The 26,760-nt window shown below is 68.8% G+C and carries 41 protein-coding genes; 9 read left to right on the top strand and 32 right to left on the bottom strand.

Features of this window, described 5'->3' with window-relative positions; all coding sequences use genetic code 11:
* Position 1 precedes the first annotated feature (1 nt).
* The 30 genes from ACQY8M_RS15510 to ACQY8M_RS15365 form a co-directional block, all read right to left on the bottom strand.
* On the bottom strand, positions 2–709 hold the full coding sequence (locus ACQY8M_RS15510) for a hypothetical protein (protein ID WP_428673717.1): 708 nt from the start codon (positions 707–709) through the stop codon (positions 2–4).
* Positions 699–2,900, bottom strand: a complete 2,202-nt coding sequence (locus ACQY8M_RS15505) for a hypothetical protein (RefSeq protein WP_428673715.1) — start codon at positions 2,898–2,900, stop codon at positions 699–701. The genes ACQY8M_RS15510 and ACQY8M_RS15505 overlap by 11 nt, the downstream gene beginning before the upstream one ends.
* On the bottom strand, positions 2,900–3,055 hold the full coding sequence (locus ACQY8M_RS15500; protein WP_428673713.1) for a hypothetical protein: 156 nt from the start codon (positions 3,053–3,055) through the stop codon (positions 2,900–2,902). Before ACQY8M_RS15500 ends, ACQY8M_RS15505 begins: the two co-directional genes overlap by 1 nt.
* Positions 3,052–3,366 (bottom strand): phage tail assembly chaperone family protein, TAC, encoded by a 315-nt coding sequence (locus tag ACQY8M_RS15495; RefSeq protein ID WP_428673711.1) that lies wholly within the window; start codon positions 3,364–3,366, stop codon positions 3,052–3,054. The genes ACQY8M_RS15500 and ACQY8M_RS15495 overlap by 4 nt, the downstream gene beginning before the upstream one ends.
* Positions 3,367–3,375: 9 nt before the next feature.
* Entirely contained in the window at positions 3,376–3,771 is a 396-nt protein-coding gene (locus tag ACQY8M_RS15490) for a hypothetical protein (RefSeq protein WP_428673709.1), read from the bottom strand.
* An 11-nt stretch (positions 3,772–3,782) separates the two neighbouring features.
* A complete protein-coding gene (locus ACQY8M_RS15485; RefSeq protein ID WP_428673707.1) occupies positions 3,783–4,232 on the bottom strand; it encodes a hypothetical protein in 450 nt (149 codons plus the stop codon).
* Between the two features lie 14 nt (positions 4,233–4,246).
* Positions 4,247–4,978: a hypothetical protein gene (locus ACQY8M_RS15480; RefSeq protein ID WP_428673705.1), complete on the bottom strand. Its 732-nt coding sequence runs from the start codon at positions 4,976–4,978 to the stop codon at positions 4,247–4,249.
* Positions 4,978–5,409 carry a capsid cement protein gene (locus tag ACQY8M_RS15475; RefSeq protein WP_428673703.1) on the bottom strand — a complete coding sequence of 144 codons (432 nt, stop codon included), beginning with the start codon at positions 5,407–5,409 and terminating at the stop codon, positions 4,978–4,980. The genes ACQY8M_RS15480 and ACQY8M_RS15475 overlap by 1 nt, the downstream gene beginning before the upstream one ends.
* A gap of 10 nt (positions 5,410–5,419) precedes the next feature.
* Positions 5,420–5,737: a head-tail joining protein gene (locus tag ACQY8M_RS15470; RefSeq protein WP_428673701.1), complete on the bottom strand. Its 318-nt coding sequence runs from the start codon at positions 5,735–5,737 to the stop codon at positions 5,420–5,422.
* Positions 5,738–5,757: 20 nt separating this feature from the next.
* Complete coding sequence (locus ACQY8M_RS15465; RefSeq protein ID WP_428673699.1) at positions 5,758–6,360, bottom strand: DUF2190 family protein; 603 nt, start codon at positions 6,358–6,360, stop codon at positions 5,758–5,760.
* A 51-nt stretch (positions 6,361–6,411) separates the two neighbouring features.
* A complete protein-coding gene (locus ACQY8M_RS15460; RefSeq protein ID WP_428673697.1) occupies positions 6,412–7,959 on the bottom strand; it encodes a hypothetical protein in 1,548 nt (515 codons plus the stop codon).
* A 167-nt stretch (positions 7,960–8,126) separates the two neighbouring features.
* Positions 8,127–8,768 (bottom strand): hypothetical protein, encoded by a 642-nt coding sequence (locus tag ACQY8M_RS15455; protein ID WP_428673695.1) that lies wholly within the window; start codon positions 8,766–8,768, stop codon positions 8,127–8,129.
* A 10-nt stretch (positions 8,769–8,778) separates the two neighbouring features.
* On the bottom strand, positions 8,779–10,332 hold the full coding sequence (locus ACQY8M_RS15450) for a phage portal protein (protein WP_428673693.1): 1,554 nt from the start codon (positions 10,330–10,332) through the stop codon (positions 8,779–8,781).
* Positions 10,332–10,538, bottom strand: a complete 207-nt coding sequence (locus ACQY8M_RS15445) for a phage head-tail joining protein (protein WP_428673691.1) — start codon at positions 10,536–10,538, stop codon at positions 10,332–10,334. Before ACQY8M_RS15445 ends, ACQY8M_RS15450 begins: the two co-directional genes overlap by 1 nt.
* Before the next feature lie 8 nt (positions 10,539–10,546).
* Entirely contained in the window at positions 10,547–12,601 is a 2,055-nt protein-coding gene (locus ACQY8M_RS15440; protein WP_428673689.1) for a terminase gpA endonuclease subunit, read from the bottom strand.
* Positions 12,598–13,143 (bottom strand): ArsR family transcriptional regulator, encoded by a 546-nt coding sequence (locus ACQY8M_RS15435; protein WP_428673687.1) that lies wholly within the window; start codon positions 13,141–13,143, stop codon positions 12,598–12,600. The genes ACQY8M_RS15440 and ACQY8M_RS15435 overlap by 4 nt, the downstream gene beginning before the upstream one ends.
* Positions 13,144–13,480: 337 nt before the next feature.
* Positions 13,481–14,098, bottom strand: a complete 618-nt coding sequence (locus ACQY8M_RS15430; RefSeq protein WP_428673685.1) for a hypothetical protein — start codon at positions 14,096–14,098, stop codon at positions 13,481–13,483.
* A gap of 36 nt (positions 14,099–14,134) precedes the next feature.
* The gene (locus tag ACQY8M_RS15425) at positions 14,135–14,791 is read right to left on the bottom strand and encodes a hypothetical protein (RefSeq protein ID WP_428673683.1); all 657 of its coding nucleotides are present in this window, start codon (positions 14,789–14,791) and stop codon (positions 14,135–14,137) included.
* Positions 14,788–15,072 (bottom strand): hypothetical protein, encoded by a 285-nt coding sequence (locus ACQY8M_RS15420; RefSeq protein ID WP_428673681.1) that lies wholly within the window; start codon positions 15,070–15,072, stop codon positions 14,788–14,790. Before ACQY8M_RS15420 ends, ACQY8M_RS15425 begins: the two co-directional genes overlap by 4 nt.
* The gene (locus ACQY8M_RS15415; protein WP_428673679.1) at positions 15,072–17,690 is read right to left on the bottom strand and encodes a DNA methyltransferase; all 2,619 of its coding nucleotides are present in this window, start codon (positions 17,688–17,690) and stop codon (positions 15,072–15,074) included. The genes ACQY8M_RS15420 and ACQY8M_RS15415 overlap by 1 nt, the downstream gene beginning before the upstream one ends.
* Positions 17,690–18,214 carry a hypothetical protein gene (locus ACQY8M_RS15410; protein ID WP_428673677.1) on the bottom strand — a complete coding sequence of 175 codons (525 nt, stop codon included), beginning with the start codon at positions 18,212–18,214 and terminating at the stop codon, positions 17,690–17,692. The genes ACQY8M_RS15415 and ACQY8M_RS15410 overlap by 1 nt, the downstream gene beginning before the upstream one ends.
* On the bottom strand, positions 18,211–18,843 hold the full coding sequence (locus tag ACQY8M_RS15405; RefSeq protein WP_428673675.1) for a hypothetical protein: 633 nt from the start codon (positions 18,841–18,843) through the stop codon (positions 18,211–18,213). Before ACQY8M_RS15405 ends, ACQY8M_RS15410 begins: the two co-directional genes overlap by 4 nt.
* Positions 18,844–18,845: 2 nt before the next feature.
* On the bottom strand, positions 18,846–19,280 hold the full coding sequence (locus tag ACQY8M_RS15400) for a helix-turn-helix domain-containing protein (protein WP_428673673.1): 435 nt from the start codon (positions 19,278–19,280) through the stop codon (positions 18,846–18,848).
* 38 nt (positions 19,281–19,318) lie between these two features.
* On the bottom strand, positions 19,319–19,882 hold the full coding sequence (locus ACQY8M_RS15395; protein WP_428673671.1) for a phosphohydrolase: 564 nt from the start codon (positions 19,880–19,882) through the stop codon (positions 19,319–19,321).
* Between the two features lie 11 nt (positions 19,883–19,893).
* Positions 19,894–20,154 carry a hypothetical protein gene (locus ACQY8M_RS15390; RefSeq protein WP_428673669.1) on the bottom strand — a complete coding sequence of 87 codons (261 nt, stop codon included), beginning with the start codon at positions 20,152–20,154 and terminating at the stop codon, positions 19,894–19,896.
* Positions 20,151–20,339 (bottom strand): hypothetical protein, encoded by a 189-nt coding sequence (locus ACQY8M_RS15385; RefSeq protein ID WP_428673667.1) that lies wholly within the window; start codon positions 20,337–20,339, stop codon positions 20,151–20,153. The genes ACQY8M_RS15390 and ACQY8M_RS15385 overlap by 4 nt, the downstream gene beginning before the upstream one ends.
* Positions 20,336–20,605, bottom strand: coding sequence for a hypothetical protein (locus ACQY8M_RS15380; RefSeq protein WP_428673665.1), 270 nt, complete (start codon positions 20,603–20,605; stop codon positions 20,336–20,338). The genes ACQY8M_RS15385 and ACQY8M_RS15380 overlap by 4 nt, the downstream gene beginning before the upstream one ends.
* Positions 20,602–20,835 (bottom strand): hypothetical protein, encoded by a 234-nt coding sequence (locus ACQY8M_RS15375; protein ID WP_428673663.1) that lies wholly within the window; start codon positions 20,833–20,835, stop codon positions 20,602–20,604. Before ACQY8M_RS15375 ends, ACQY8M_RS15380 begins: the two co-directional genes overlap by 4 nt.
* Positions 20,819–21,229, bottom strand: a complete 411-nt coding sequence (locus ACQY8M_RS15370; RefSeq protein WP_428673661.1) for a hypothetical protein — start codon at positions 21,227–21,229, stop codon at positions 20,819–20,821. The genes ACQY8M_RS15375 and ACQY8M_RS15370 overlap by 17 nt, the downstream gene beginning before the upstream one ends.
* A complete protein-coding gene (locus ACQY8M_RS15365; RefSeq protein WP_428673659.1) occupies positions 21,226–21,717 on the bottom strand; it encodes a phage regulatory CII family protein in 492 nt (163 codons plus the stop codon). Before ACQY8M_RS15365 ends, ACQY8M_RS15370 begins: the two co-directional genes overlap by 4 nt.
* A 245-nt stretch (positions 21,718–21,962) precedes the next feature.
* Between ACQY8M_RS15365 and ACQY8M_RS15360 the strand changes: the two genes are divergently transcribed.
* Positions 21,963–22,514: a thermonuclease family protein gene (locus ACQY8M_RS15360; RefSeq protein ID WP_428673657.1), complete on the top strand. Its 552-nt coding sequence runs from the start codon at positions 21,963–21,965 to the stop codon at positions 22,512–22,514.
* Positions 22,515–22,516: 2 nt separating this feature from the next.
* On the opposite strand, the gene ACQY8M_RS15355 is transcribed toward ACQY8M_RS15360, so the two are convergent.
* Complete coding sequence (locus tag ACQY8M_RS15355) at positions 22,517–22,750, bottom strand: hypothetical protein (RefSeq protein WP_428673655.1); 234 nt, start codon at positions 22,748–22,750, stop codon at positions 22,517–22,519.
* On the opposite strand from ACQY8M_RS15355, the gene ACQY8M_RS15350 reads away from it, so the two are divergent.
* Together ACQY8M_RS15350 and ACQY8M_RS15345 are read left to right on the top strand one after the other, a co-directional pair.
* The gene (locus tag ACQY8M_RS15350; RefSeq protein WP_428673653.1) at positions 22,749–23,480 is read left to right on the top strand and encodes a S24 family peptidase; all 732 of its coding nucleotides are present in this window, start codon (positions 22,749–22,751) and stop codon (positions 23,478–23,480) included. The two genes, ACQY8M_RS15355 and ACQY8M_RS15350, sit on opposite strands and share 2 nt — an antisense overlap.
* Before the next feature lie 21 nt (positions 23,481–23,501).
* The gene (locus ACQY8M_RS15345) at positions 23,502–24,356 is read left to right on the top strand and encodes a DUF4236 domain-containing protein (protein WP_428673651.1); all 855 of its coding nucleotides are present in this window, start codon (positions 23,502–23,504) and stop codon (positions 24,354–24,356) included.
* 274 nt (positions 24,357–24,630) lie between these two features.
* Here ACQY8M_RS15345 and ACQY8M_RS15340 read toward each other — a convergent pair whose 3' ends face one another.
* Complete coding sequence (locus ACQY8M_RS15340; RefSeq protein ID WP_428673649.1) at positions 24,631–24,942, bottom strand: hypothetical protein; 312 nt, start codon at positions 24,940–24,942, stop codon at positions 24,631–24,633.
* A 60-nt stretch (positions 24,943–25,002) separates the two neighbouring features.
* Here ACQY8M_RS15340 and ACQY8M_RS15335 point away from each other — a divergent pair, with 60 nt between their 5' ends.
* From ACQY8M_RS15335 to ACQY8M_RS15310, 6 genes are read left to right on the top strand one after another with little or no spacing between them, the layout of a single operon-like run.
* A complete protein-coding gene (locus ACQY8M_RS15335; protein ID WP_428673647.1) occupies positions 25,003–25,272 on the top strand; it encodes a hypothetical protein in 270 nt (89 codons plus the stop codon).
* Complete coding sequence (locus tag ACQY8M_RS15330; RefSeq protein ID WP_428673645.1) at positions 25,269–25,529, top strand: hypothetical protein; 261 nt, start codon at positions 25,269–25,271, stop codon at positions 25,527–25,529. The genes ACQY8M_RS15335 and ACQY8M_RS15330 overlap by 4 nt, the downstream gene beginning before the upstream one ends.
* 14 nt (positions 25,530–25,543) lie before the next feature.
* Positions 25,544–25,813, top strand: a complete 270-nt coding sequence (locus ACQY8M_RS15325) for a hypothetical protein (RefSeq protein WP_428673643.1) — start codon at positions 25,544–25,546, stop codon at positions 25,811–25,813.
* Positions 25,810–26,043, top strand: coding sequence for a hypothetical protein (locus ACQY8M_RS15320; RefSeq protein WP_428673641.1), 234 nt, complete (start codon positions 25,810–25,812; stop codon positions 26,041–26,043). The genes ACQY8M_RS15325 and ACQY8M_RS15320 overlap by 4 nt, the downstream gene beginning before the upstream one ends.
* The gene (locus ACQY8M_RS15315; RefSeq protein WP_428673639.1) at positions 26,040–26,267 is read left to right on the top strand and encodes a hypothetical protein; all 228 of its coding nucleotides are present in this window, start codon (positions 26,040–26,042) and stop codon (positions 26,265–26,267) included. The genes ACQY8M_RS15320 and ACQY8M_RS15315 overlap by 4 nt, the downstream gene beginning before the upstream one ends.
* Complete coding sequence (locus ACQY8M_RS15310; RefSeq protein WP_428673637.1) at positions 26,264–26,692, top strand: hypothetical protein; 429 nt, start codon at positions 26,264–26,266, stop codon at positions 26,690–26,692. Before ACQY8M_RS15315 ends, ACQY8M_RS15310 begins: the two co-directional genes overlap by 4 nt.
* Positions 26,693–26,760 lie beyond the last annotated feature (68 nt).

The raw sequence follows: 26,760 nt of genomic DNA, 5'->3' as shown, positions 1-26,760 counted from the left end.
CTCAGCCGGCCAGGTCGGCCCAGTAGTCGACCGCCTCGATGAAGCTCACGTCGGCCTTGTCGAGCGTGCCGCGGCTCAAGGTGAGGTCCATCTCGCGATCGGTGGCGAGGTGCACGAGCACGGTGGGCATGTCGAACTCGAGCTGCACGCCGGCCGGGATCGGGGCGCGCACGTCGGGGAAGACATCGACGGTCCACTCATCGCCGTCGACATCGGTCACCATGCCCGTCTCATAGAGCGCATGGTCGTGGCTGAACCGGACGCCGCCGAGATCGTCGATGCCGTAGACCAGCCGCAGCGTCACCGACGTGTCGCCGATCTCGGCCGCATTCACGAGCTCGACCACGATGCCGGCCTGGCTGTACAGGCTGCCGTCGGAGAACGGGCTGCCGTCCGAATGCGGGGTCAGGAACTTGCCCCGCACCGTGCCCGGCAGCCACGGCGCCGAGTCGAAGCTCCATGCCGGGATGGCGATCACGCCCGCCATGCCGCCCAGCCGCTGGCGGGTGAGGTTCCACTGCCGGCGCTGCTGTTTCCCGCTGAGCGCGACGCCCTTGTACGCCGCCGCCCAGTAGCCGCGGTCGGTCGTCGTGGCGAGCTGGAGGCCGGCCAGGGATCGGCCGCCCTTGCGTGTGAACGCCACCGGATCGACGGAAGCCTGCGCCGGCGTCAATATTCCCGGAGGCCAGAGCGGGACATCAATCGCCATGGGACATCCGCCAGTCCAGCGAGCGGGTCGCCTTGTCGTGCGCGACGGCGCGCGGGGCGAGCTGCGTCGCCTGCTTGACCGATCTTCCCTCGATCTGCGGGGCGGCGACGGCAATGGCCCTGCCGGCCTCGTCGCGCGCGGTCACGCGCACCAGGTCGGTATCGCCGGTGACCACGATCATGATCCCCCGCCCGCTGCTGCTGCCGCCCATCGCGTCCCACTGGCCGCGGTTGAATATCTGGCCGGGCCGCCCGTCGACCCGCACCTCTGGCCCGCGCTCGCCGACCAGATAGGGCACGCCGATCGGTGGCACACCGCCGGTGGCGAAGCCCGGTAGCGTCATCGCGTAGCCGGCGAACCCGCCGTAGCCGCCGGCGGGCCCGGCAACGGCCGTCACGCCGCCGCCACCACCGAACAGGCCGCCGAACAGGCTGCCCAAAAAGCCGCCGGCCGCCCCACGAACGCCGCCGAACGCCTGGCTGAAGAGGTCGTTTACGGCCATGTCGAGCAGCTTGGCGCTGATGCGATCGAGCGCATTGAGGCCGGCATTGCCGAAAATGTCCCAGACACCGGCGCCTTCGCGAATGCCATGGTTAAGGTCCAGGATGAAGCCCTTGAGAGTGTCCTTGCTGAGGCCGACCAGCTCGGTCATGCGGCGCGTGTTCTCGCCGGCCGCGGCCTGCGCGCCCGCGATGCCCTGGATCTGTGCGATCCGGGTCACCGACAGCGTGATGCCCTTCTCCTTCGCCGCATTGAGCAGCTCCTGCTCGATGCGGTAGGCGGCTGCCGCCTCGGTCGACATGAAAAGCGTGTCGCGCTCGACCTGCTGTGCGGCGATGAAGGCCTGCGACTTGGTGACGGCGTCGTCCATGAATTTGGCCATGGCGAACCCGGCATCGGCCTGCGCCATCGCCGCCGCCAGCCTGTCCAGATCGGCCGTCACCCTCGGCGTGAGGGCAATGTTCGCCGCCGTCACCTTGCCCAGCAGCTCCTGTTGATGCTTGAGCTCCGCCGCCGCCGCGGCGTTCATGCCGAGCGACCGCGTCTCGACGTCCTTGAGCGCGATGTACTGTTGGGCGTCGCGAATGATCTTGGCGTAGGGATCGGTGCCGCCGCTTCCTTTGGTCGCCGGGTTGCTAACGCCGCCACTGTCGCCGGTCACGGTGATCGGCGGCATCGTGATCGGATTCTGCTTCAGCTGTTCGACCAGCGCGTCGCGGCGCTGGATGATCTCCTTCAATGCCGGGTCGTCGTTGGCATAGCCGCGCTGGATGAAGGCGGTGATATCGCTGTTGAGCGCGTCGACCTGGCCCTGCAGTTTGCCCTGGATCGAGCCGGGCATGTTGCCGGTCAGCCATTGGACGCCGGACTTGATCGTGCCCATCGTCTTGGCCGCGAGGTCGAGGCCGACGTTCAGGTTGTTGAGCCAGACCATCGCGACCGGCGCGCCGAGTTCGCCGACCAGGGAGGTGAAGCGCACCTCGGCGACCTTCATGTGGTCGGCGAGCGCGTCCCATGCCGCGATCGCCTCGGGCGAGACGATGGCGTTCTGCGCGCGCGCCGACGCGATCACCGCGGCGTTTCCGGCCGAGAGGTCCTGCAGGACCGTCGCCATCTTGGCCCCGGACTTGCCGAACAAGTCCATCAGGGTCGCCGTGCGCTGTGACGACGAGCCGATCTCGCGCACACCGCGTGCCACCTCGGGCAGAACGTCGGCCGTCGGCCGCAGCTCGCCGCGAGCGTCGAGCAACTTCACCCCGAGCCTGTCGAACAGCGCGATCTGCTCCTTGCCGCCATCGGCGGCGGCGCCCATCGTCCTCGCCAGCTTCGTGAGCGCGGCGTCCATCTGCCCGGTTTCGATGCCCGCCTGCGCGCCGGCTAGGCGATAGGCCTGCAGTTGATCGGTGTTCACCCCGACCTGCTCGGCCTGCTCGCCGAGGTCGGCCGCCTTCATCGCCGTCGCGAACAGTCGCTGCGCCGCTGCGACCGACACAAAGCCGGCGGCAAGCACCCCGAGCTGGCTTCCAAGGGCAGCCACGCCCGACGAGGTAGAGGCCAGGACGCCGCCCTTCGCGACTTGATCCTGGCTCGCCTGCAGGCGCATCATGCGCTTGTCGACCGATGCGAACGCCATGGCCGTCTTGTCGACGGCGGCAAGCTCGATGGCCCAGCGGGCGCCGTCGAAGGGCATCAGCGAGCCTCCTTGCGCTTCTCTTCGGCCACGATCGAATAGGCCTGCCAGCCGTTGAACTCTTCGACCGTCATCGCGCTGATCTCAGCAACGGTCTTGTGGAGGCGATCGGCGAGCGCGTAGACGGCGAACGCGAACGACCGATCGCCCCTCATTTTTCCGCTTGGACGTCCAGCGACACGCCGTTGATGGCGTTCCACACGGCGGCGAACTTGTTGGCTCCGGGCTCACCGACAAGGGCGTCGCGATCGTCGGCGGTGAAGAGCGGCTTGCCGTCGGCATCGCAGATCTTGAGGACCAGGATCGCCGCCTGGCGCTTCGCCGAGTCCTCGGGAAACATGGCCGTGATCTTGGACTGCTCGGCGATGGTGATCTGGCTGACGTAGACGTCCTCGCCGAGCAACGGCACCTTGCGCGGCCGGTTGTCGGCGCGCAGCCGGGCGAGCAGTTCTTTGCCTCGTGACATGGTCCCTCGCTATGCGCCGACGGTGCTGCGCGTGCAGATGCCGTTGCCGGTGAACTGGATGTCCGCCGAGACGATCCCGTCGCGCTCGTTGGTGATCTGCACCGAATCGACGTGCACGGCGCCGGTGTAGAACACCTTCCCGGCGTCGGTGCCGGTCGGATAGAGGCTGATGGTCGGCTCGTCGCCGGCCTCGAGGCCACCCTGGCCGTTGGCGTCGGCCGGGTCCCACCAGACCTGCGCCTGCCCCGCCCAGCTCTTGGTCACGCTCTTGTGGGTGTCCCACTCATCCTCGAGCGTGCTGTCGTCGCCGCGCGCGGCGGTGATGGTGAAATTGAACGACCGCACCTCCGCCACCGTGTTGGCGCCGACCTTGAGGCGGCCGTCACGGCCCTTGTACGTCGTCATGAAGGTCTCCTTTAGTCGAGGGAAGCGTCCGGCCGGCCGGCCGTGGTGTGATACTCGACGGCAAATTCGAGCCGGACGCGGCCGAGCCGTGTCTCGCCGTCGGCGCGGGCATCGAGATCGGTGCGTGCCAGCTCGATGTCCTTGATCAACCCGCCGAGCGTCGAGTCAGCGGCCATGGCCACCTCGACGGCGAGTGCGAGGTCGTCGCCCTTCTCGTCGCTGTCTTCGACGGAGGCGAACACCGCCTCGATGGCGAGCGTCGGCGAGCGCTGCAGGCGGCGATCGTCGTCCATGTTGATCGAGCGCGACTGCTCGGTTCGCGCATAGACCAGCAGGTAAGGCGCCTTCGCCACGGGCTGCGGCGCGGCACGGCCGGCCGCGATCGCCGTGACGGTGCCGGCATCGACCAGCGGCCGCAGGGCCGCAACCACGGCGAGGACGATCCGGCGGCGGGCATGCATCAGATCGTCTCCGGTTACCGGTTATCGGCACGCAGCGCGCGGGCCATGGCCTCGGTCATGAAGCGGGCCGCGACGCGGTCGTAGGCGCGGTTGGCGACGCCGTAGAAATCGAGCCGCCGGCGATAGGACGGCGAACGGACGAAGCGGAACACGACGCCCAGCAGGCCGTTCGGCATGTGCCAGTACACGCCGGGCTTGAGCTGGCTGCCCGGCCGCGGCACGAAGAAGTAGTTCGTCTTTTTGGCCCCGCGCCGCGCGCCCCGGCGGTTGGCGCGGTAGCCCTGCTCGCCGAACGCCTGCAGGTCAGACAGCATGCGCACGATGAACGGGCCCGGCACGTTGCCGTAGGCATCGAGGGGCGCCTGGCCGCCCGGCACGGCCGCCGTGCCAGCCGGCATCAACCCCTTTGCAATGAGCGCGCGCTCGAAGCGCTTGTGCTTGCGTGGGCCGCCCATGATCTCCGCTTCGAGATATTGAGCCGCGGCGATGCCCTTGCCGCCGAACTCCTCGAGCCAGATTCGCACCACGGGGCGCGACCGGCTCGGCTGCTGGAAGCGGAGACCGCCCATCGTCCACGGCGTCGGCCGGTCGAACACCTCGCCCATCTCGGAGCGCAGGGCGGCGTGGATGTAGCGGCCCGTCGCGCCCGCCGCCTCGAGCTGGGCGCGCGGGAGATGCTTCTTCTGCAGGTCCGACAATCGGGCGAACACGGCCGGCGCGTTCGACCGGATGTCGAAGGAGAGCATCAGGCGACGACGGCGCCGGCGTGATAGGTGCCGCCGAACAGCAGCAGGCGGTTGGTGGTGAGACCGACGCCGAGCGCCGTCATCTTGTTGGTGCTGGTCACCACGTCGCCGACCGGCGCGATCGACCCGGCGCCCGGCCCGATCACGTAGACCACGCCGGCAGCGGGCGCGGCGCCGGCGCCCAGGGTCACGATCGCGCCCGGCTTGGCGACGGTCACCGGCTGGCCATCGGCCCCGGCCGCCGACAGGGCGATGCCGCAGCCATTCTCGCCCGCCTCTGCCGTCGTGCCGTCGCACTGCGCTGGAAGCCACTTGCCCGTCGAGGCCAGGTAGACCGACTGGCCTTGCGTAATTGCAGCGCCGGCAATGCCGTGCTCGACCGGGCCGCTGGCCAGCAAGACCTGCGTCGCGGTGATGGAGAGTGCAGTCATTGGAGGCTCCTCAGCTTCGCTTGAACAGGGGCAGGCGGACCATGCCGTGGCCGTCGGGCATCGGCGCCTTGACGACGTACGTCGTGCCGCGGCGCAGGATCGTGTCGCCCTCGCCATAGCCGGCCGGCAGGTCGGCTTCGGCGCAATGGAACGAGGCATCGGCGTCAACGATGTCGGCGCCGTCGGCCAACCCCTGCACAATCAGCGCCGGCACCTCGAAGATGCCGAGCACGTCGGTGGTGGCCGTGGCGTGGGTGTAGGAGACGGGCACGTCGTCGCCCGTCACCTGCACGAACAGCGGGGCGAGGCTGTCGAACAGCGATGCCATGCCGGCAACTATGAAGTCGCCTAGTAGCCGAACGCGACCCAGTTGACCTTCTTGCTGAAGGTCGTGGCCGCGGTCGGCGTGGGATCGCTGCCCGAGGTGTTCTTCCAGGTCTTGAGCAGGAACGACCCGGCGGCCGGCGTGCCGGCCTGGTCGCCGATCGAGGCCGACACCCACTCCGGATCGTCGACCAGGTCGCTGTCGAGGGTCGCCAGGGCGGCGACCAGGGCCGACAGGCCGGTGACGATGGTGTCCGACGCCGCGACCGTGGTCGCCTGGCCGGCGGCCATCTTCAGCCCGCCGGGCGCACCGAGCAGCACCGCGCCCGTGGTGTCGCCGGTGAGCGCGGCCGCGAAAGCCACCGCCTGAACCGACAGCTTGGTCGCGTCCTTGGTGAACTTCTTGGCCGACACGTCCCAGAAAAGCTCATCGCCCTGCGCCCACACCGCGCCGGTTGCCTTGGGCAGCAGGTAGACGCCGCACCGGTTGAGCACGACGGGTGCGCCGTTCTCGGCCGCGGCGACGGCCACGCCATAGAGGCCGCCGACGACCAGGAATTCGCCGGAGTCGGCGGCTTCCGGCGCGGTCACGGTGACCGTCTCGCCGGACTGGAGGAAGTTCTTCATGGATGTCTCCGAAGCAAAGGGGAATGGATGCGGCCCACGACCTCCGGCGCATTACGCGCCGGGGTTGTAGGCCATGCCGCGCCAGTCGATCGCCTTGGCGGCGAAATCCAGCCGGCCCTTGAGCTCCAGGCCGTCGACCTCGAAGCCCATGCGCTGCTCGATGAACACGCCTTCCTCGCCCTCGAGGTAGGCATATTCGATGGTGTCGATGTCGCTCGGATCGGCGATCACGAACCACTTGTTGCCGGTGATGTTGGAGTCGGCGATCGGCGTCATCGTGCCCTGGAACACGTTCACGCCCGAGGTCGCCGTCGGCATGACCGCGGTCAGGATCTTCTGCGCCGCCACCTTGTAGGCCGTGCCGGTGACCAGGAAGGCCGGCCGCAGGTTCATCTTCTCGCGGTCCTCGGCGAGATTGCCGAGCGTGGTCTGTTCCATGAGGGCCTTTTCGGCGAGCGCGAGGTTCGTCTCGTCGATCACCGTGCCGGTCAGCAGGTTGCCGTGGTCGGCATGGAACAGCGCGACCGTGTCGCTCATGGCGGCGTTGGCCGTCAGGATGGCGTAGACCGTGGTGTTCTCCAGGGTCGCGGCCTGGCGGCCGATCATGGTCGGCAGGCGGTCGAAGGCATTGAGATCGTCGTTGATGATCGCCTGCCGGGTGATGGCGATGATGCGGCCATAGGTGGCGAGCGCGTAGCTCTCGGCCCCTTCGGTCATGCCACCGTAGGTGAACTCGGCACCCTCGCGCACCGCCTTGAAGGCCGGCGCGGAGGAGAGCTGGACGACAGACTTGGTCTTGAAGTCGGGGTTGTTGCTCTGCCGGCAGAACGCCTTCCAGGTCTGGGGCGCCGTGCTGTAGGCCGCGCGCAGCCGCTTCGAGGCGACGTTCGCCAGGATGCTGGCGAAGTCCGACGTGGAATGCATGCCGGCGCGGATCTGGATACCGAAGTCGCTCGCGTTGCGCATGCCGAGCAGCACGGTGGCGCTTTCCATCTTGGACAGGCCACGCAGCTCGACGCCGCGCGACACCCGCATGAAATCGCGGCCCATCTCGAGCAGCGACATGCCGCGGAACTCACGCGCCGCGGCGATGCGGACGCGGCCGGCCACGTCGGTGGCCGGGATCGCCGCCGGCGCGGCACGCAGCAGCAGGGCGTCGCCCACCGCCTCGCGCAGCTTGTCGCCCTCGTCGGCGCCGATGCCGATATGCGGCTGCTGCCGCGGGGTCTGACCCTGGCGGGCCACCGCGCGCTCCTGCAGGGCATCGGTCGCGCTCTCGAGGCTGCGCACCTTGGGATCGGCCATGACCTCGAGCGCGGCGTTGCCGTCGAGCCCGAAGGCCGCGGCGCGCGCCTTGATCTTGCCGACGTCGTCCTGCGACCAGCTGTGCGCCTGGCTGCGGGCGGCCGCTTCGCGCTCGGCCGCCTCGGCCGCCGCGATCGCGCGCTCGGTTTCGCCGATCTCCTTCAGGATGCCGGCGTGATCGGCTTCGATCGTGCGCACCGCCTCGTCGGCCAGTCCGGCCACGATCTCCGCACGCTTGGCCACGGCACGAGCCTGCAGCTCGGCCTGCTTCTTCCGCAGTTCTGCGAGCGTCATGGCGCTCTCCTTTCGATGGTTGACCGGGGCACACGAGCCGTAGCCCTGCTGCCCCGGTCCGGGCGCAGGCGGCTTTGAGAATGAGCGAACGCAGTTCGCGAAGGCGGGGGAAAGCACTTCGGTCATCCGAAGTGCGGCCCCGCACCGCGCCTACAAAGAAGCGATGGTCAGAGCCTGTAGCTATCGGCCAGCAGCGCCATGCGCCGCTGCGCAGCCGCCGCGGCGTCGATCACGTCCGCCGTTGTCGCGCGGGTGATCGTGCAGGGAAACGTCTCTCCCGCCGGCGCAGCGCCGCGCGCGAGGCCCGCATCGGGATCGGCCCCCACCGGGACGAAGCTGATCTCGATCGGTTCCCAGTCGGTCGCGGTGCGGTAGGTTTTTCCGTCGCGCACCTCCTCGCGATAGGCGTGCGTGATGTAGCCCGGCGAGACGTTGGCGATGATGCCGTCCCGGATGTCGGCGATCAGGCCCGACAGTTCTTCCCGATTGGACATGCGCACGGTGGCCCTCGCGGTGCCGCCCTCGACTTTCGCGCTGCCCTTCTCGATCACGCCCATGACGTTGCCGAGCTGCCAGCGCTGGTGGCTGTCGAGCACCGGCGCGCGGCCCGATTCGAGGCGGCCCAGCCGGATTGCCGCTTCGCTCACCTCGAGGACTTCGATATAGCGCTGCCCGGTGTACCAGTCGAAGCGCTGAACTTCGGCGCCAGCCGTCCACAGGATGCCGAACGTCCGCTGCTTTTCGTCGAGAGATCCCGCAACGATCGCCGCCTCGCGGTGAAACGCCGGGAAACGAACGTCGTTCGCCATAGTCGTGCTCCTACTTCGCTACCGTCTTGCCCGGCTTGGGGGCCGGCTTCGGCGGCTCTGCCGGCGGCGTGTCGGTCGGGGTTGGGGCGGCCTTCGCCCCGACGATGCTGTTGGCGACGTTGGGATCGAGGCCTGCGTCCTCGAGCTTCTGCCGCCATTCCTTGATCTCTTCGAGCAGCGCCTCGGGGTCGTGGCCTCGGGCGGCGACCTTGTCGGCCCAGCTCTCCAGCGCCATCGCGATCTCGCCCGCCTCGGCGCGCATGTCGTCGGCCGGATTGACCCACGGCCGCTTGGGCATCGCCTCGAGCATCGCCGTGTCGGGCGAGACCTGCAGGCCGCGGCCCGCCGCCGCCTTCATCACGCGGCGCCACGCCGGCCGGCACATCTGCGGCGACAGCATGTGCCACTGCACCTGGTCGAGGGTCGGCCAGAAGTCGAGCTTGCCCTCGCGCAGCGAGGTGAAGTTGACGTTGCTGAGGTCTCCCGAGGCGCTCGAATGGGTCAGCCCGACGCCGGCGGCGACGCCGTAGAGCTGGCGGTTGATGTAGCCGGTGTCGCCCGCCGCGGTCGGCTGCGCCGTGGTCACCTCGCCCTCGCCGTCGACATAGGTGACCAGCCCGGGCGAGATGCGCTCGAGCCGGCGCCCCTGGCTGTCGGTCTTCTGGTCGGCGCTCTGGGCCAGCCCCTGCACCGCGCCGCCGCGCCGCACGAACACCGTGAAGCAGGCCTCGATCTTCTTGCGGACCAGCTCGGCTTCCTCGTAGTCGGCGATGTCGCGCAGCCGCAGCATGGCAGCGGCGAGCCACGGCACTCCGGTCACCTGGCCGGCGCGATCGACGCGGAAGACGTGGTCGCACTCGTCGACCGGCACGCGGCGCGACTGCATCGAACCGCGCGAGATCATCGCGATTTCGCCGGGATGAACGTCGTACAGCCAGTAGGCGGCACGGCGGCCCCATTGGTCGAACTCGACGCCGTTCAGCACGATGTTGTCGCCGTGCCGCTCGGTGCGGCGCGTGTCGAGATAGTCGTGCTCCAGGACCTCGCACTGCAGCGGCACCTTGAGGCCGAACGACGGCGGCCGCAGGTACCAGCGGATGAATGCCGCGCCGCCCTCGAACACCTCGCCGGCGACCTGCGCCTGCTGGCCGTAGTGGTCGGTGCGGCCGGCCGGGTCGGCGGTCTCGACGAACGACGCCCAGGCCTCGCGTGCCACCTTCTTCGCCTGGCCCGCGACGCCGATCGGGCGCGGCACGATGCCGGTGCCGACCATGTGGCTGACCCACTTGCGCCGGGCGTTGACGCCCCATTCGTTGTTGCGGCAGAGATCCCGGCTGCGCCGCCGCACGGTGTCGAGCGCGGGCCCCAGCTCGGCATTCGCCGAGCCGCCGGTCGCGATCCAACCCTCGGTCCGCCGGTTGCGCTTGGCGGCGTCGAAGCCGCGCTCCTCGATCGTGCTGGCGAAGGCGCGCGCCTGGTGCAGCGCGACCTTGTGGCCGAGCCGCTGCAGGCCCCAGCCCGGCGCGACCCGCGCGAGGGTGCGCTCGAGGAAGTTGAGGTCCATCAGCAGTCCCGGCCGAACACGGCCAGGGTCGAGGGCGTTCCCTGCTGTGCGCTCGACAGCAGCTGGTTCTGGGCGAACGCCAGCGCCCGCATCATCTCGTCGAGCGAGCGGTATTCGACCGAGCCCGAGCTGTACGACACGCGCAGCGCGCCCGTGGCGATGGCGCGCTCGAGCTTGTCGACATCGGACTGCGTGAGCGCGGTCATGGACACTCCTAGAATTTCACGTCGTAGCCCGCGAGCCAGTCGGACGCGTCCTGGCTGATTGCCTCGACCCGCTTCGCCCGGGCGGCGCGGTCGCTCTCGCGCCGTGCCTGCTCGAGCGCTCCGGCATCCTGCGCATCGGCCACGGTCGCGACCGGACGCGCGGTGAACAGGTTGGCTTCGGTCAACTCCGCCGGCAGGCCCCGCTCGCGCGCCAGTGCCGCCCACTGCTCGGCCGTGGTGTGGCTGAGGCCGAGCTGCTCGGCGAGCGCCTCGTTACCGACCCGGCAGTCGAGGAAGTGGTTCTCGCGGGTCTTCTCCCACTTCGTGCCGGTGACCCGGCCGCGGAAGCGGATGTCGACCAGCTGCTCGGCGGTGAGTTGCTTGAAGAACACCTCGTCGTTCCAGCCGCCCCAGTGGCAATAGCCGGCCCGCTGCTCGTCCGGCACCTCGGGCTTCGGCACCCGCAGGCGGCTGTAGACCGTCGCCTTGAGCGGCCAGGTGCCGAGCCCCCACACCTTGACGCCCTGCTTGATCTTCCGGCCGTCGAGATCGATGTCCTGCAGCGAGGGCTGGCCGATCGCCGGCCGGCCCCAGCCGTCGAGGCCCTTGGCGGCGAACACGATCTCCCGGCCGGTGATCGGGTGAAGCCGCTGGTTGTTGCGCACGAACGAATAGACGACGTGCGTGCGGTAGCCGGAATCTACCCCGTGCGCGTCGAGCCGGCGCTTGCGGCCGAAGGCGTCGGGGAACTCGCGGTCGATGGTCTCGCGGCGGAGCTGCTCGAACACCGGGCCGTCATGGCTCGACGTGTCGCCGTCGATGTAGAAGGCGTCGACCGACCAGCTCTCGCCGTTCGGCGCCCAGGCGACGATCTCGGTCCACAGGCCGCGCATCTGCACGTCTGTGAAGGCGGTCAGCAGCAGCCCGCGCGGCGGGATGTGCCCGCGCTTGAGGTGCGGCTCGATCCGCTCCTTGAGCTTCTCCCACTCCGGCGCGTCGCCGCGGAAGCGGTAGGGCAGCGCCAGCACCAGGTTGGCCAGCGCCTTCTTCTGGATCTCGGTCTTGGCCTTGAGCGTGTCCTCCGCGATCGCCTCGTAGGACATCATCAGCGACACGAAGGCGTCGTAGTGGAAGCCGGGATGGTTGGGCGCTTCCGCCGTCGCCTTCCAGAAGCCCGCGCGCACCGCGACGACCCGCTCGGCCTCGGTGACATGGTGGCCGCACTCGTGCTCGTAGACCGATTTGTGCGGATGCTTGAGGTCGATGATCAACCGGTCCGGGTGATGCACGAAGGGCTGGCCGCACGCGGGGCACGGCACGTTCCAGAAGCGCCGGTCGCTCATCCGGAAGGCGCGATCGATGCGGCAGTGTCCTTCGGCCTGGCCGAGCTCATCGCCGCTGTCGACCTCGGGCGTCGAGAACTCGAAGATCTTGTAGGTCTTGAGCCGCCGGAAGGCAGTGAAGCGGCCGAAGAACAGCTCCTCCGGGTCGCCGTAGCCGGGGATGTCCTCCCACTTGCTGACCTCGTCCTTCACACCGTAGCGCGCGGTGCTCATCGACAGGTCCATGACGGCGTTGGCGTTGGCCAGCGCGAGGTAGCCGCCGGCGAACTTCTTCTCGTACGTCGTCGAGCCCTGTCCCGAACGCGAGGTCATGGGCTGGATCACGGTGCGGTTGATCCGCGCGTGCCAGGCGTCGATCAGCGGCTGTAGCTTGGTCGAATTCAGCGTGCGCAGCGCGTCGATGCCGGGCAGGCCGTACAGGATGTTGGCCGGCGCGCGGTCGGCCAGCCACAGGCACCAGAACTCGGCCAGCGTCGTGACGCCGGACTGCTGGCCCTTGCGCACGGTCACCCGGTTCGAGGGATGATCCTCGTTCAGGCATTCGGCGATCTCGCGCAGCGGCGGGGCGCCGAGGAAGGTGAACGGCTCGCCGGCCTGCGGACCGTCGACCAGCACGCCGTTGCGCTCGATCCAGACTTCGAACGGCAGCGCCTCGGGCGGACGGATCGACGATGCCAGGGCGTTGGCGACGAGGCGCAGCGCGCCGGGGTGAGCGCTCATGGCTGGTCGTCCGGTTCGGTCTCCGGTGCCGTGCTGGCGATGTCGGCCAGGGCGTCGGCGATGTCGCTGCGGGTGCGGTGCACCAGCTTCTTCATCTCCGCGCGCAGGCCGCTCACGCCATCCTTCGCGACCGATGCGGCCATGTCGTCGACCGCCGCCAGCTGGCGCTCGACGGCGCGCACGATGCGTTCGCTGCAGGCCGACAGCGCGTCGGCCAGGCGATCGGTACGGATCAGCTGGCCCTGCTCTTCCTTGAGCCGAAGCTCGGAGCGGGTCGCCTCAGCCCAGGTCTTGCGGCGCAGCGCCTCGTCGTAGCTCTCCGCCACCAGCGGGCTCGGCTCGACCGGCCGCGGCGCCTGTGCCTTCGATGGGTCGGCGAACCGTTGGCGCAGCTCGTCGTACTGGACCGAGTTGACCTTGGCGACGCGGCCCTGCTGATCGAGCTCGACCTCGAGCCCGCGCTCGCGCAGCTGGCTCACCCGACGCGAGACGCCCGGCTTCGTCACCCCGTCGCGGCTCGCGATCTCACCAATGGAGAGCATGACGGTCCGAGGCGTTGCCCCGTTACCTCCTGTTGCCTCGGTCGTTAACATCGTTAACCGTGATTTTCAGGAACCCAAACTGGCACAAAAGCGCGGTTCGAATTGCCCGCAGGGGTGGGGGTGCAGGAAGGACCCGCGATCGTTGGCGATTTTTCTCGCTCACGAGTTTTGCGGGGCCGGCCGAATACTCGCTGATATCTTTTGTATTTTGTTGCGTCTGGACGCACGAATGTTGCGTGTCGGTCCAGAGAAAGGGCCGGCGCTGCGATGATGTCGCAACCCGGCCCGATGGTGACGGATTTGTAACCCCGCCTTGGACTAACTTGATAGTCCCTTTTCAGATTTTCCTGTGGAAGGATCGACTCTCGGCCCGCGTCACGTCCTCCGCATCGATCGGCACGCGCAGGGCGGTGAACAGTTCGGCGATGGCCGGCCCGATCTGATCGGCCCACTTGTTGCGCACATCGAAGCGCGTGATGTCCCGCCGCTTCAGCATCCGGTTGAGCTCATCCGCGCAGTCCGAGAACGACTTGCGGTTGGCGATGCACCAGATCACCGCGCCCGCCGTCTCGTCGGCCACGAACAGCCGCAGCACGATCTCGAACGTCGTCTCGGCGAAGTTGATCTGCGCCGCGGTCAGACGTGCCCGCGGCATCGTCGTCTCGGGCCGGTAATCCTTGCCCGGCTCGAGCAGCGGCGTCGGCATGCAGGTCTCGAACGCATCGGGCCGGATGCCCCCCGGCCCGCCCGCGAAAATCTCCGCCATGCGCTGCAGCCGAGCGGCCACCAGCGGCGGCGTCCAGCGATCGGCCGGCACCGGCTCGATCGACGGCGGCATCGCCTCGACGAACCGCGTTCGGGCATGCCGCGTCCGGGGCACAACGCGGCCCTCGACCAGCGTCCCGCCGGCCCGTTCGTCGAGCCCCGTCTCCACCACGATTTGCCGCCCGCTCATCGCACCCTCCGTCGCCATCGCACCGTCCTGGTAGCCTCAAGCCCGAAGGCCGGCGGGATCGCCTCGCGCGCGCGGATACCGATGATCAGCCACCACAGCCCTAAGAGGGATTCGGATATAGGGATAAGGAGAGGCGCACCGGAAATCGTGGGATTTCAATGGGTTGGAAGCTCGTATCGACCGAACTTCGCCCGAAGTTCGGTCGAACTTCGCCCGAACTTCGCCCGATGCGGCCGGCTTCTCCCGCGCCTCCCCCTCATCATCCACAGGACTATCAACAGGTCGGTCCACAGGCGGCGCGGCCACTCGATCGAATGGCAGCACGTTCTGGTCATCGGCCGCACCGCCGCCGCCACTCCCGTCCTTCGCCCGCTTGGTCGCCACATCCCGCTCGGTTCGCGGATTGGCGACGCGGCCGTCGGGCAGCTCGATCAGCTTGTCGGGGTCCGCCAGCAGCACGCGCTTGGCCCTCAGCCAGGTGCGAACGTTCTTGTGGCCGAGCTTGTCCCGGATCCATTCGTCGAATTCGGTCCGGGCCATCTTCAAGCGCCGCGGCGGCAGCGGCCCGGCCTCGACCCGCATCAGATTGATCAGCTTGATGTAGACGCCGACGACCTCGTCCGGCAGGCCCTTCACCCCGTCGTTGAAGTCCTGCGGATACATGTCGTAGACGAACGACTTGCGCCGGCTCACGCAGGCCCCCAGCGATCCGACAGATGCCGCTCGTCGAACAGCACGCACAGCCTGACCCAGTAGTGCGGCTCTTTGGCGAACAGCGCGAGGTGGAACGCCACGCCCGCCGGATCGGGCGACACGTGCGGCACCCGGCGCGGCGCCACGACCTGCAGCCACGCCAGCGCCGCGCGCGCCCACAGCGGATCGGTCATCGTCTTCACCGTGCGCGCGATCTCGGCCAGGTGATCGTCCGTGAGCCGGCCCCCGTCCGGCGGCGGCATGTGGGCACCGTCGGGCATCACGCCGCCTCGCTGTCGTCGTCTTCGCCATCGCGCGCGTCGAGGTCGAACAGCGCCGGGATCGCCGCCTCGGCCTCCTGGCGCTTGAGGTACCAGACGCTGTCGTCGAAGTAGGACGGCGACAGCTCGGTGCCGATGCCGCGGCGCTTGAGCCGCAGCGCGCGCAGCGGCACCGTGCCCAGCCCGGCGAACGGGTCGTAGACCGTCTCGCCCGGCATGCTGAACTGCGCCACCAGCCGGTCGACGATGTCGAACTGCAGCGGGCAGAGATGCATCTGCCGGTTCTTCTGCGACTGCTCGCCGTTCAAGGTGCGCATGCGCGTGATGTCGGTCCACACGTCGGGATGCCACGACTGCGGCGGCAGCAGCATGAAGGTCGGTGGCAGGCTGCCTTTCTCCTGCAGCGCCTCGGCGCAGGCGACGTGATGGTCGAAGTCGTAGACCTGCGAGAACGAATGGCGTCGATACAACCGGAACACCGACTTGGCGTCGAGCCCCACGAGATCCTCCGGCTGCAGCAGCCGGTTGCCGCCCGAGCGCATGTAGCCGTGCGCGTCGATCTGCCAGCGCCCGACGCTGTAGCCGTCGGGGTTGTCCCAGTGATCGCCGTCCCAGAACTTCTTGTCCTTCACCACCGGCACGTCGGCATAGCCGTTGCTGCGATCGCTCGGCGGCTTGCGGAACAGCAGCACATATTCCGGCATGCCCGCCCCCATGCGCGATCCGTCCTTGCATTGCTCCGTCCAGCCCAGCCGGTACGTCTGGTTGTTCTCGCGCACCACGTCGGTCACCACCGTCTTGCGCGCCAGGAAGCCGAAGCCGTGCTTGCGGAAGCGCGCCACCGTGTCGTCGCTGAACGGGCTCACCGTCTGGAAGCCGAGCCCGGTCAGGCCCGAGGGCACGATGCGATCCTTGACATGGATCGCCGCGACCCGGCCGGGCTTCAGCACGCGCCACAGCTCGGGGATCAGGTAGTCCATCTGCTGCCAGAAATGCCGGTCGTCGTCGGTGTGGCCGAAATCGCGATAGGATGGCGAGTACTCGTACTGCGTGCTGAACGGTATGCTGGTCACCACCAGCTCGACGCTGTCGGAGGCCATCGCCGCCGTCTCGTCGACCGTGTCGTTGTTGACCAGGCGCCAGCCCTCGCCCGCCGCCTCGCGCCGTGTCACCGTCATCGCGCGCTGCAGCTCGGCCGCCATCGACGCGCCGGCCAGCCCGTACGCGCGGATGATGCCGGTCATGATCGCCATCTGCGCATCGTGCTGCTTCCAGCGCCGCAGCAGCTCCTCGCGCACGTGCCGCTCGGCCTCGGTGTAGAGGATGTCGATCCGCACCTTGCGCTCGCGCCCCTCGGGGAAGCCGTGGAAGCCCTGCCCGAAGCGCTGGATGCGATGCACCGCCTGGATGAAGTCGTTGAACTTGAAGCCGATGCCGAGGAACACCGCCCACCAGCAGAAGCGCTGGAAGTTCGAGCCAGAGCCCAGCATCACGGGCTTGGCCGCCAGCTCCTTCAGCGTGCCGTTGCGGAACGCCAGCCCCAGCCGCTCCTGCTCCTCCGCTGCCTGCGATCCGTACACCGTGCCGACGCCGGGGATGGCCTTCTCGATCGCCAGCCGCTCGGCCTCGAGGTCGTGCCAGATCAGCCGGTGCGCCTCGGGCTGCTCGGCCCGCAGTTCCGTCAGCTTCTCGACCCGTGCCCCGAGGCTGCTGCGCTTCTCCCGGGCGGCATCGACCACGCCGATCGCGGCCGAGCGGAACAGCCGCGCCTGCCCGTCCTTCTCCGCCCCCGCCTCGGAATGATCGCTCGGGATCTCGTGCCAGCGCACGTCGAGCTCGGGCAGGTCGAAGCCCGCATCGCTGAAGCCGAGGTCGGACGGCTGCTGCACGAACAGCGCCCACGACGCGACCCACAGCCAGAACTCGCGCTCCTTGTGGGGATGGATGGTCAGCTGGTCGGCATGCTCGCTGTCGCGCCGGAAGAAGCGCGTCTTCGCCTGCCCCACGTCCATCACGTCGAGGAAGGCGGCATAGGCCAGCAGCTCGATGAACTCGTTGGGCGACGGCGTCGCGGTGGCGACGAAGCGATAGGTCGGCGTGTGCTCGAACAGCCGCATGAACTCGCGGAAGGTCTTGGTGCCGCCGAAGCCGCGCAGGATCGAGGCCTCGTCGAGCGACACGTCGAAGCCGGTCGGATCGAGCTTGCCCTCGCGCACGCTCTCGTAGTTCGTGATCCACAGCGGCCGGTCATCGTCGATCTGCTTCGTCGCCTGCACGAAGCGCAGGTCGACCGCGTGCTCGCCCTGGAAATAGGCCTCGGCATCGAGCCGGAACTCGTGCCGCACATTGAGCGGTGCCACGATCAGCTTGGGCTTGCCCGGCCGCTTCTTCAGCAGGAGCCGCATGACCTCGATCTGGGTCACCGTCTTGCGCAGCCCGAACTTCGCAAACAGCGCCCGCCGCCCGCCCTTCAGCATCCAGCCGACCATCGCCCGCGTGAAGTCGGCCAGGCACGGGTTCATCTCCCCCGGATCGACCTCGAAGCCCGACGAGCGGTCGAGCCGGACCTTCTGCTGCAGGAAGGCCTCGTAGTGGGGAAGAGGTGCACCGCCGTCCATCACGGACGTTCCACTTCGATCGTGTGTGTGATGAACCAGCCGCCGTCCGCCTTCGGCTCGCACTCGCCGAGCAGCCACGGCACCAGGACGGACTGCCAGTCTTCCAGAGCTGCCCAGCCTGTACCGTTGGCGATCATGTTGATGTCGAATACGCCGATGGCGCCCGTGCGCTGCAGGCTGCGCATCGCGCCGACCCAGTGGGTATGGCGATAGGCGACGCGCGGCGGCACGCCGGGCTTGGTCCAAGGTCCCGTCCACTGAATGCGTGCCAGCCCATACGTCGGCCACTGGCGGACCTGCCGCCGGTACCAGCTGACCCGCGCGCGCAGCAGTGATTCTGCCATCAGCGTCGGATTGGTGTAGCCCTTGGCCTCGAAGTCGCCCATCAGCAGGCGCACTTCGTCGAGCGTCAGGCCGCAGATCGCCGCCAGCGCCGCCGGCCCGCAGTTGCAGCCCCATTCCTCATGCGCGCGCTTGGCATCGGCAGCGGTGAAGCGGGTCGGCGGATGAGGCGCGTTCGTCATGCCGCCACCCGTTGTATCGCCTGGTCGCCCCACTGCTGCGCCATCGCCGCCGCCACTCCCGGGAAGAAGCGGCTGCGCTCGCGCTGCCGGTCCGGCCCCGGCGGCATTCGCCAGACGCGATGCACGACGTTCGCCGGCTTTTCCGAATGTGTCGGCACCAGCGGCGTCAGTGCTCGCAGCCAGAAGCATGTTCGCTTGGCTTCATTGTCTCCGAATTGCCATGGCTGAATGCTCTGCGCTGGCGGCTGATAGTTTCGGATCAGCCTTTTGGCATGGCGATGCATGACGGGGTTTTCGATCGCGACACTCTCGATCGGCGCATTCCAGCAGAAGGAAAACAGATCAGCCCCGGCCTCGAGATCGCGCTGCATGTCGTCGACCGTTCGCCCCGGCGGCGGCACGCTGAGCCAGCGCACACCGCTGTTGCACAGCCGGGTGCACGGCGGATGCATCACCGCCAGCAGGTCCCACGGACCATGCCGTTCGATCGCTTCCCGTACATCCATCTGCAGATGCCGATTGCTTCCATCGGCGGACCGCCTGAGATCACACGACCACGCATCGATACCGCGCGCGAGAAAGGCACGACGAACGACACCGGACTCTTCGCATCCAATGAGCGCTCGCACCGTCAGGCCCCCATGCCCAGCGCGCGGGCCCGCGCGATCACCTGTGCCGGGGTCAGCAGCGCGCGGTCGACCACGACCAGGTCGCCGGCGTCGCGGCCGTGGGTGACCGTCGCGGCGTACACGGTCGGACCGCGCCGGCGCAGGAAGGTTTTGGCCATTTCCAGCTCGTCGGCCGGGGCATTCCGGACGGGCACGGGCCGCGGCGCGGTCGACTGGCCGGTCGCCACGATGGTGACGACCCGGTAGTGGTTCACGTTGCCGCTGCACGGGATCTTCTCGACGACGACCCGGATGCGGCGCGCGGCGACCAGCCGCCGCAGCATCTCGGCGATGCTGCCCGGCGCGCAGCCGATCGCATGCGCCAGCGCCGTCGTGGTCGGGCAGGCCTCGCCCTGCGCCGCCAGATCGGCGAGATGGGCATACAGGGCCTTCCGCATCGGTTCCACCTCGGCGGGTTTCAGGCGGCGGCCGAAGGTCATGCCTTGCCTCCCGGGAACAGCGTTCGGAACCTGAGCAGGAACCACACGCGCGCCTCGTCCGGCCGCATCGCCGGGATGGCGAGCCCGAGCCGCGGGCGCGCATCGAGCCCGTGCGCGGCCAGCGCCTCGGCCGGGAACAGGAAGCGCATCTCGTCGCCGATGATCTTCGTGTCGGCGTCCTTCACCGCGTCCGGCAGCGCGCCCGTGAGCCCGAAGCGCTCGAAGATCACTCGCTCGAGCCGCGCCTCGATCTCGGCATAGCCTGCCAGGCACGGCTTGAGCGGCCGGATCACGTCGCCGAGATAGGCCTCGGCCGCATCGTGCAGCAGCGCCCACGGCGCGAGATCATGATGGGTGCGCGCGCTGAACCAGTCGGCAAGATGGACCGAGTGCTGTGCCACAGAATAATGCCGCCCTGGGCGCGCGTGGCCGCCGTAGCGCGCCACGTTCGACAGCGCCGCGGCGATTTCCTCGATGTCGATCTCGTCGGGTCGGGGATCGAGCGGCCAGAACTGCCGCCCCGTCGCCGTCAGCATCCAGTCGCCGATGCGCTCGCTCATCGTCTTCCCCCTCAATTCAGCGTGCGGGCCGGCGCGTGTTCGCGCGGCCGCTTGTTGACGACGACGTGGCAGCGATCGGCCATCATCTCGACGGCCGCGCGGAACATCTCCAGCCGGTCCGCCCGCTCGGCCAGGGTGAGCATGTCGCCCGCGATCTGGACCAGCGCGCCGACCAGCTCGCCCACATCCGGCGGCACCGGCCGCGTGCGGACATGCTCGAGCACGAGCTCGGTTAGCCGGCAGTGCAGGCAGTCGGGGTCACGGTCCCTCATCGCCGCACCTCGGCTGGCGGGAACGGCACGACGGCGCAGGCGCGCGGCCGGCCGAGCACGCCATGCACCACCACCGCGAGCAGGATGGTGGCGAGCAGCAGGAGGACCAGCGGCGGGACCCGCGTCCGGTCGTGCCGGCCGCCGCCCACCGGCAGCTCCATCAACGGTTTCAACGTCGGCTTCATGAGCGCTCCTCCCCGGCAGCCTTCTCCGTCTCGACCACGCGCAGCACGTGCGCTTCGGCGATCTCGCGCAGCACGCGGCTCGACGACACGCCGCGGCGGGCGGCGTGGTTGGCGACCCAGCGCATCACGGCGGGCGGCAGGGCGACGGCGATGCGCGGCGACTTCATCGCCGTCTTGCTCTCCGGCCCGTTGAGGCTGCCGCGCGCCCGCGCCCCGCCCCAGCGGCGGTCGAGCGGCGGCGTCAGGGCGTGGATGCCGAGGCTCATGTCAGCCTCGCCTTGCCATTGACCGGCTTCGCCCGCTCGCTGAGCAGGCGAAGGCCCTCGAAGTTGAGATGCACCGCTCGCAGTGCCTCACGGGCGATCAGCGCGCGGGCGCGGGCCTCCCGGACACCGATCCTGCCCTCGCGCAAATCGCGATAGTCGGCGATCAGATCCTGTGCGAGTTGCGTCAGGGCGACCGCCAGCGGCGGCGAGGGCTCATGCTGCTTCGACATGATGGCGGCCCGAGGTCATCGATTCGACGGCGTACAGCGCCACCCGAGCGACGAACATCGGCCGCTCGATGCTTTCCGGCAGGGCCGTGTTGTAGGACGCACGCCCGAACGGATAGTTGCCGGGCATGCGCCGCATGTGCTTGCTGCAGATCGCGATCGACGGGTCCAGGCCGAGACGGTTCCAGACCTCGGTCTGCCCGCCGCACAGCGCACAGGGCACGAACCGCTCGGCCTCGCGCAGGTTCTCTGCCTGCTCGCGCTCGTAGGCGACGCGGCGGCGCTCGCCGCGTGCCTCCAGGTAGGCGTCGATCCGCGCGTAGCGCGCCGGCTGGCGCGCGACATCGGCGCGCCACCGTATCGCCGGTCCCCGCGGGATCAGCCCCCGATCGCTCACTTCGATCCCCGCCCGGCGCGCGCCGTCAGGCTGCGCTTGAGCTTGGGCAAACGGGCCTGCAGCGCCTCGATCTGCTCGCGCAGCTCGTCGACCTCGGCATGGCTGTAGACGCCGTCGGCCTCGGCTTTCTCGACCGTGTCGATCAGGGTCGCCGCCTCGAGCACCACGCGGGTCGCCTGCGCCAGCGGACGCTCGGCCGGGTGATCCTCGACCAGGCCGGCCGCCAGCTGCAGCGCCGCGCGCCGGCCGCGATCGGCCAGCAGGTCGACCAGCTCGTCGAACGGTTGCGGATAGCCGCCGAGCGCGAGCTGGCGGTTGATCTCGATTGCCGAGCGCAGCTGCAGGTGATGATCGGTGTCCGGATCGGCGAACTTGCGCACCATCGCCGGGCTCTTGCCGATGATCGCCGCCACCCGGTCGATGCCGACATAGGCGATCGCCTGGTCGAGCGCGTCCTCGATCGTGTCCGGCGTCCGTCGCTTGGTCATTCCCGCCCTCCCGATTGGACAAGCATTGCGCGGCGGATGCAGGCATTGATGCCGCCGTGTCCGATGCGTTGCGTTGCGTACCTGTCCCGACCCCTGCCGTCGCCCGAGCGTCCGTTACCGGCGCGCTTCTGCGGCGGCCGGGAGCTTCTCCTGGTCTCGCGCACCTGCAACCAGTGCGCGAACGTGGCAAAACGATGCTCGCTCGCGGACAAATGCCCGCCACGATCGCAGTCCACGATCACAGGATGAAGCTCACCCGATGTCTCCTCACCGCCCTTGTCCTGCTCTGCGCCAGCCCGCTTGCCGCACAAGGCAACGCCTGCCGTGACCGGCCCGTCCCACCCCTTGTCGAAGGCCGCGCCTCGGCGGTCGACGGCGACACGCTCGCGATTGCCGGCCATCCGCGCCTCCGCCTGTGGGGCATCCAGGCACCCGAGCTTCGCGACCGCCGGAGCGGCGTCGAAACCGGGCCGGGCATGCAGGCCCGCGCCGGGCTCGCCGACCGGCTGGCTCGCGGCGGGGACGATCCGGTTCATTGCCGGCCGAGCAAATGGGATCACTGGTGCCGGCTGGTGGCGACTTGCGAGGCGGCGAGCGGCAACGGCCCGGACGGCAGACCGGTCTACGAAGACCTTTCCGCCGGCCTGCTGCGCGACGGCATGGCCTACACCTTCATGCTCGACGACACCGAGGGCAGGCGCGCCGAGGACAGCGGCCGCGCGGACGAGTATTCCCGAGCCGAGAGCGCCGCACGCAAAGGCCGGATCGGGCTGTGGCCGATTTGGATGGGCCGATGACATCAAGCGGCCGACCGGTTGTCCGGGATGGGGTCGCCGGCGCGCCAGTCTTCCGGGATCACCGTTTCCAGCCGACCGACGATCTCGGCGGTTGGGTTCCAGCCATCCCGATGTGCCTGCCGGACGGTCTTCTCATCGACCCCTGCCGCTGTGGCGATCGAGTAGTTCGACTCGCCGCAGCGCGCGATCCAGTCTTTCACGCGGGCCAGCGCCGCCTCGATCGTTGGGGTTGTCATGACCGCTATCATATGCGGACAATTATCCGCATGTCAAAGAAGATCGCGGATAATCGTCCGCTCGGAAAATTATCCGCAGGGCGGCACCCTGCCGCTCATGGCGTACGACAAGTCAGCAGCGGTTACTGCTTTGGCGCGTTTTCAGCGCGATACCGGATTGAAAGATCGGCCGTGGGAGATCGCGGCGGGTCTGGGCGGCGGGACCTTGCGCAAGTTTCGCACCGGCCCGAACCGGTCCATGAGCAACGAAACGTACGAGAAGCTTGCAGGCGGGGCCGCAAAGCTGCTTGGCCGGCCGGTTGCCGCGGCCGAGATCCGCGGCGAGGCTGACGTGCCGATCCTGGTGCCGCTTCGATCATTCGTGGGGGCGGGCGACGAAGTCATCGTCCTCCCCGCCGACGATGCGCCGATCGACTGGGTACAGGCTCCTCCCGGCATGCGTGATGCCGAGGCGACCGAGGTCCGCGGCCGCTCGATGAACCCGGCCTACCACGACCACGACATCCTGTTTCACCGACGGATCGAGACCGATCCCCTGATCTACCGCGACGAGATCGTCGTCGCGCAGGTGAAGGGCGGCAAGCGTTACCTCAAGCTGGTTCAGCCTGGCACTCGCAAGGGTCGTTATGATTTGGTAAGCATCAACCCTGCATATGAACGGATCGAGGATCAGGTCCTCGAATGGGTCGGACCGATCGAATGGTTTTATAGGCGGCCGCGGCGGCAATAGTCGCCCCGGCGGGAGGCCGTCATGGGGTTCAGGTTCAGAAAGCGCGTCAGCCTCGGCAGCCTCGTCCGCCTCAACTTCAGCAAATCGGGCGTCAGCCTCGGGCTCGGGCCACGCGGCGCCAATGTGAACATCAGCCAGCGCGGGATTACCCGAACGGTCGGCCTTCCCGGCAGCGGCCTCAGTCATCAGAGTTTCACTTCCTGGCAAGATGCGGCACCGCCTCAACCGCCAGCCCCTTCGGCGCCGCGCGGAAAGACGAATTTTATTCGCTTCGTGCTGATCTGCCTCGTGCTCGCTGGCATCTACCAGGTGATCGCTCGCCCAAGCCCACCAGCCGCGCCTCCGGCGGCGCCGACATCCAGCGCCACGCGCGAGAACCCGCCCACAGTGGAGTTGGTCGAGCCTCCCAATCGGCCCCTTACCACCGCCGAAATACAGGAGGTTCAAACCCTTCTGAAGCGCTTCGGCCGTGATCCCGGTTCATCGGACGGCATTGTCGGCCCGAAAACCACGCAGGCCGTGAAGCTGTTCGAGGCGGCGCGCGGCTGGCCGATCACCGGAAACGTCGACCTGCGCCTGCTCGAATATCTTCGTTCGCCCCGAGCGACGGTCGTTCCTCCGCCGCAGCCTTCTACCGTCCCTCCGGATGCACCACGCACGATCGATGCTTCCGCCGACGACACCGCCCTGGTCCTGCGTGTGCTCCGCGACACGGCCCACCCCTGTCCGATACTTGTGCGCGCTGTCCGTGTTAGCGACGGCTCGCTTCGGGCACTTTGCACAAATGGAGAGATCTATCGGCTTGCGCAGGCGCGGGGCGAGTGGCTCGCCATAAGGTGCAGCGCCGCCGAGCGGATGGGCGTAAAGGGCTGCTGATTAGCTCCTGAAACAGGAGGTGCGGATAATTGTCCGCTCCCTGTTGACACATGCGGATTATTGTCCGAGTATCCTCCCGTTCGCACCCCATGGTGGGGCGCGCACCCGGCCAAGCCGCCGGCCAGCGGCGACCGTCGGCCCCCCAACCGAGGGGATCACCCCGTCCGCTCCGGCGCTGCAGCCCCCGCAGCGCCGGAGCGGCGGTACCCGGAGGATCCGATGTCGCTTGCCGATGCCCGCGCCGCCGCGGTCTACCTTTCGATGCCGACGCCGTTCATCGTGGGCGAGACGGGTCCGGAGATCGTTGTTGCCGGATATCGAGGGCACGCCGTTCCGCTTTGGCGGCGAGCTGTTCGATGGCTTGCTCGCTCATGGCGCGCACGGTTTGGATGCGCTGAATCTCCGCGGGGTCGCCGCTGATGGGACCGTACCCTTTGCGCCCGACGCGGATGAGGTCGGCGGCAAAGGCGCCGATCTGCTCCTCCGTCATCGTCGACATCCAGTTGGCGATGAAGACCTCGAGCAGGAATTCATGCGCGTTCACCCGCGCCGTCATCTGCAGAACCGCATCGTCGTTGTCGTTCATCGATCACTCCACCGGCCGGCACGGCCGGATCGGAGCCTGCCACCATACGGGCGCGCCGTCATGACCGGCTACCATCGCAACGGCAACAGCCAGTCGCGCGCCGTCACCCTCGGGCCGGGCCGCAAGTTCGGCCGCGAGCAGGTCGAGCGCGAGATCCGCAAGGCGGCGCAGGGCGAGTTCGACGCGCTGGTGATGCTGGCGCTCGACCATCCCGGCCCGCGGGCCAAGGTGCTCGGGATCGTCGCGGAGGTGCTGGCGCAGCTCGCGCCGCCGCGCCCCGTTCCGCCGAAGAAGCCCCGCGCCTCACACCCCCGCAGGAGTGCCCGATGAGCCTTGCCGATGCCCGCGCCGCCGATGAAGCCCTGAGCCGGGTGCCCCGCCCGCGCTCGCGCCCCGGCTCCGGTAAGGCGCCGCCGTCGCCGCACGAGGTGCAGCGCCGCATGGAGGAGATCGTGCTCAAGCACCTCACCATGTCGGCCAGCGTCACCGAGCGCGACCTCGAGGCCGCCGGCTTCTCGCGCGCCGAGATCGCCGACCACTTCACCGCCGCCTGCCGCGCCGTGCGCGCGCACCGGCTGGCAGCGTGACTGAGGCCGCGCCGATGACCGCGCACCCGCATCCCTGGCCAAGCCCGACCGCCACCAAGGGCGCCGTGCCCGCCGCTGCGGCTCGCCCGATCGATGGCGACACGATCCTCGAGGTCAGCGTGCACGGCCTCACGCCGTGGCGCACGACGCGAGATGAATTCCTGCATGACAATGCCGCCGAGGCGCTCGACTGGCCCGCGATCGAGGCCTTTCTGGCGCGCGGCGAGAGCTGGCACGGCGGTGGCGGAGCGTGCCCGCCGTGGTCCGTGAGGGTCGCGTCATGAAGGCGACCCTCCGCCCCAAGCGCGATAGTCCGACCGCCGAATATGCCCCGGTCGAGCTGATCGCCCGCACCGGCAACCGCCGGATCACCATCCGGTGTGCGGGCAACAGGATCTACGCCGTCGACCGCTTCCGCCTGCACGACGCGCGCGCGCGCCAGCGGCTGACCGAAGCCGACTTCGCCCGGCTGCCGTGGCAGGGCAAAGGTCCCGATCCGGAGACACAACCATGACCGCCGCCGTCTATCCCGTGGCACCCGCCGTGCTGCCGCTGCAGATCGCCGCCCAGAAGCTGTGGCGCATCCGCTGGCTGATGCGCGAGCACGCGCTCGATCCGCTGGCCGCCGATGTCCACCTGCGTGGCCTGCGGGATCATCCCAATCCTCGGGTCGCCGCGCTGGCCGGCCACACCACCGGCCTCGCCTTCCAGATCCTCGACCTGCGGTCGAGCGCATGAGCAACACCTTCACCCCGTCCCGCCTGCAGGAGATCCTCGTCATGTCCGACACCACCCAGGACGGCAGCGTGCAGCCGGTCGATCCCAAGGGGCTGACCCTGCTCGCGGCGCTCGCCGTCACCGACGGCGGCTCGATCGCCTCCGATATCAACAAGGCGTGGGACGAGCTGCTGAGGGAGATGATGGAGCTCGACCATCACGAGGGGCTGCGCAAGAGCAAGGGCTCGCTGACCGTCAAGATCGGCCTCGAGTACGAGGACGGCACCGGCCGCCTCAAGGTCGAGCTGGCGACCAGGACGCCCAAGGCGCCGCAGCGCGCGCAGGTCTTCTGGCTGACCGGCGACGCCCGCCTCACGCCCGAGAACCCGCGCCAGATGACCATGTTCCGCGACGTGCCGCGGCGCAGCGTCAATATCGTTGGATAGGCGCAGCCTATCCAACGGGCGGGCGGCAGCGACTTCATAGTCGCGAGAGCCCGCGCAGTGCCAACAAT

The sequence above is a fragment of the Reyranella sp. genome (assembly GCF_965279465.1).
GTDB lineage: Bacteria > Pseudomonadota > Alphaproteobacteria > Reyranellales > Reyranellaceae > Reyranella.
The sequence above is the reverse complement of the archived record's forward strand: the minus strand, read 5'-3'. Positions and strand labels throughout refer to the sequence as shown.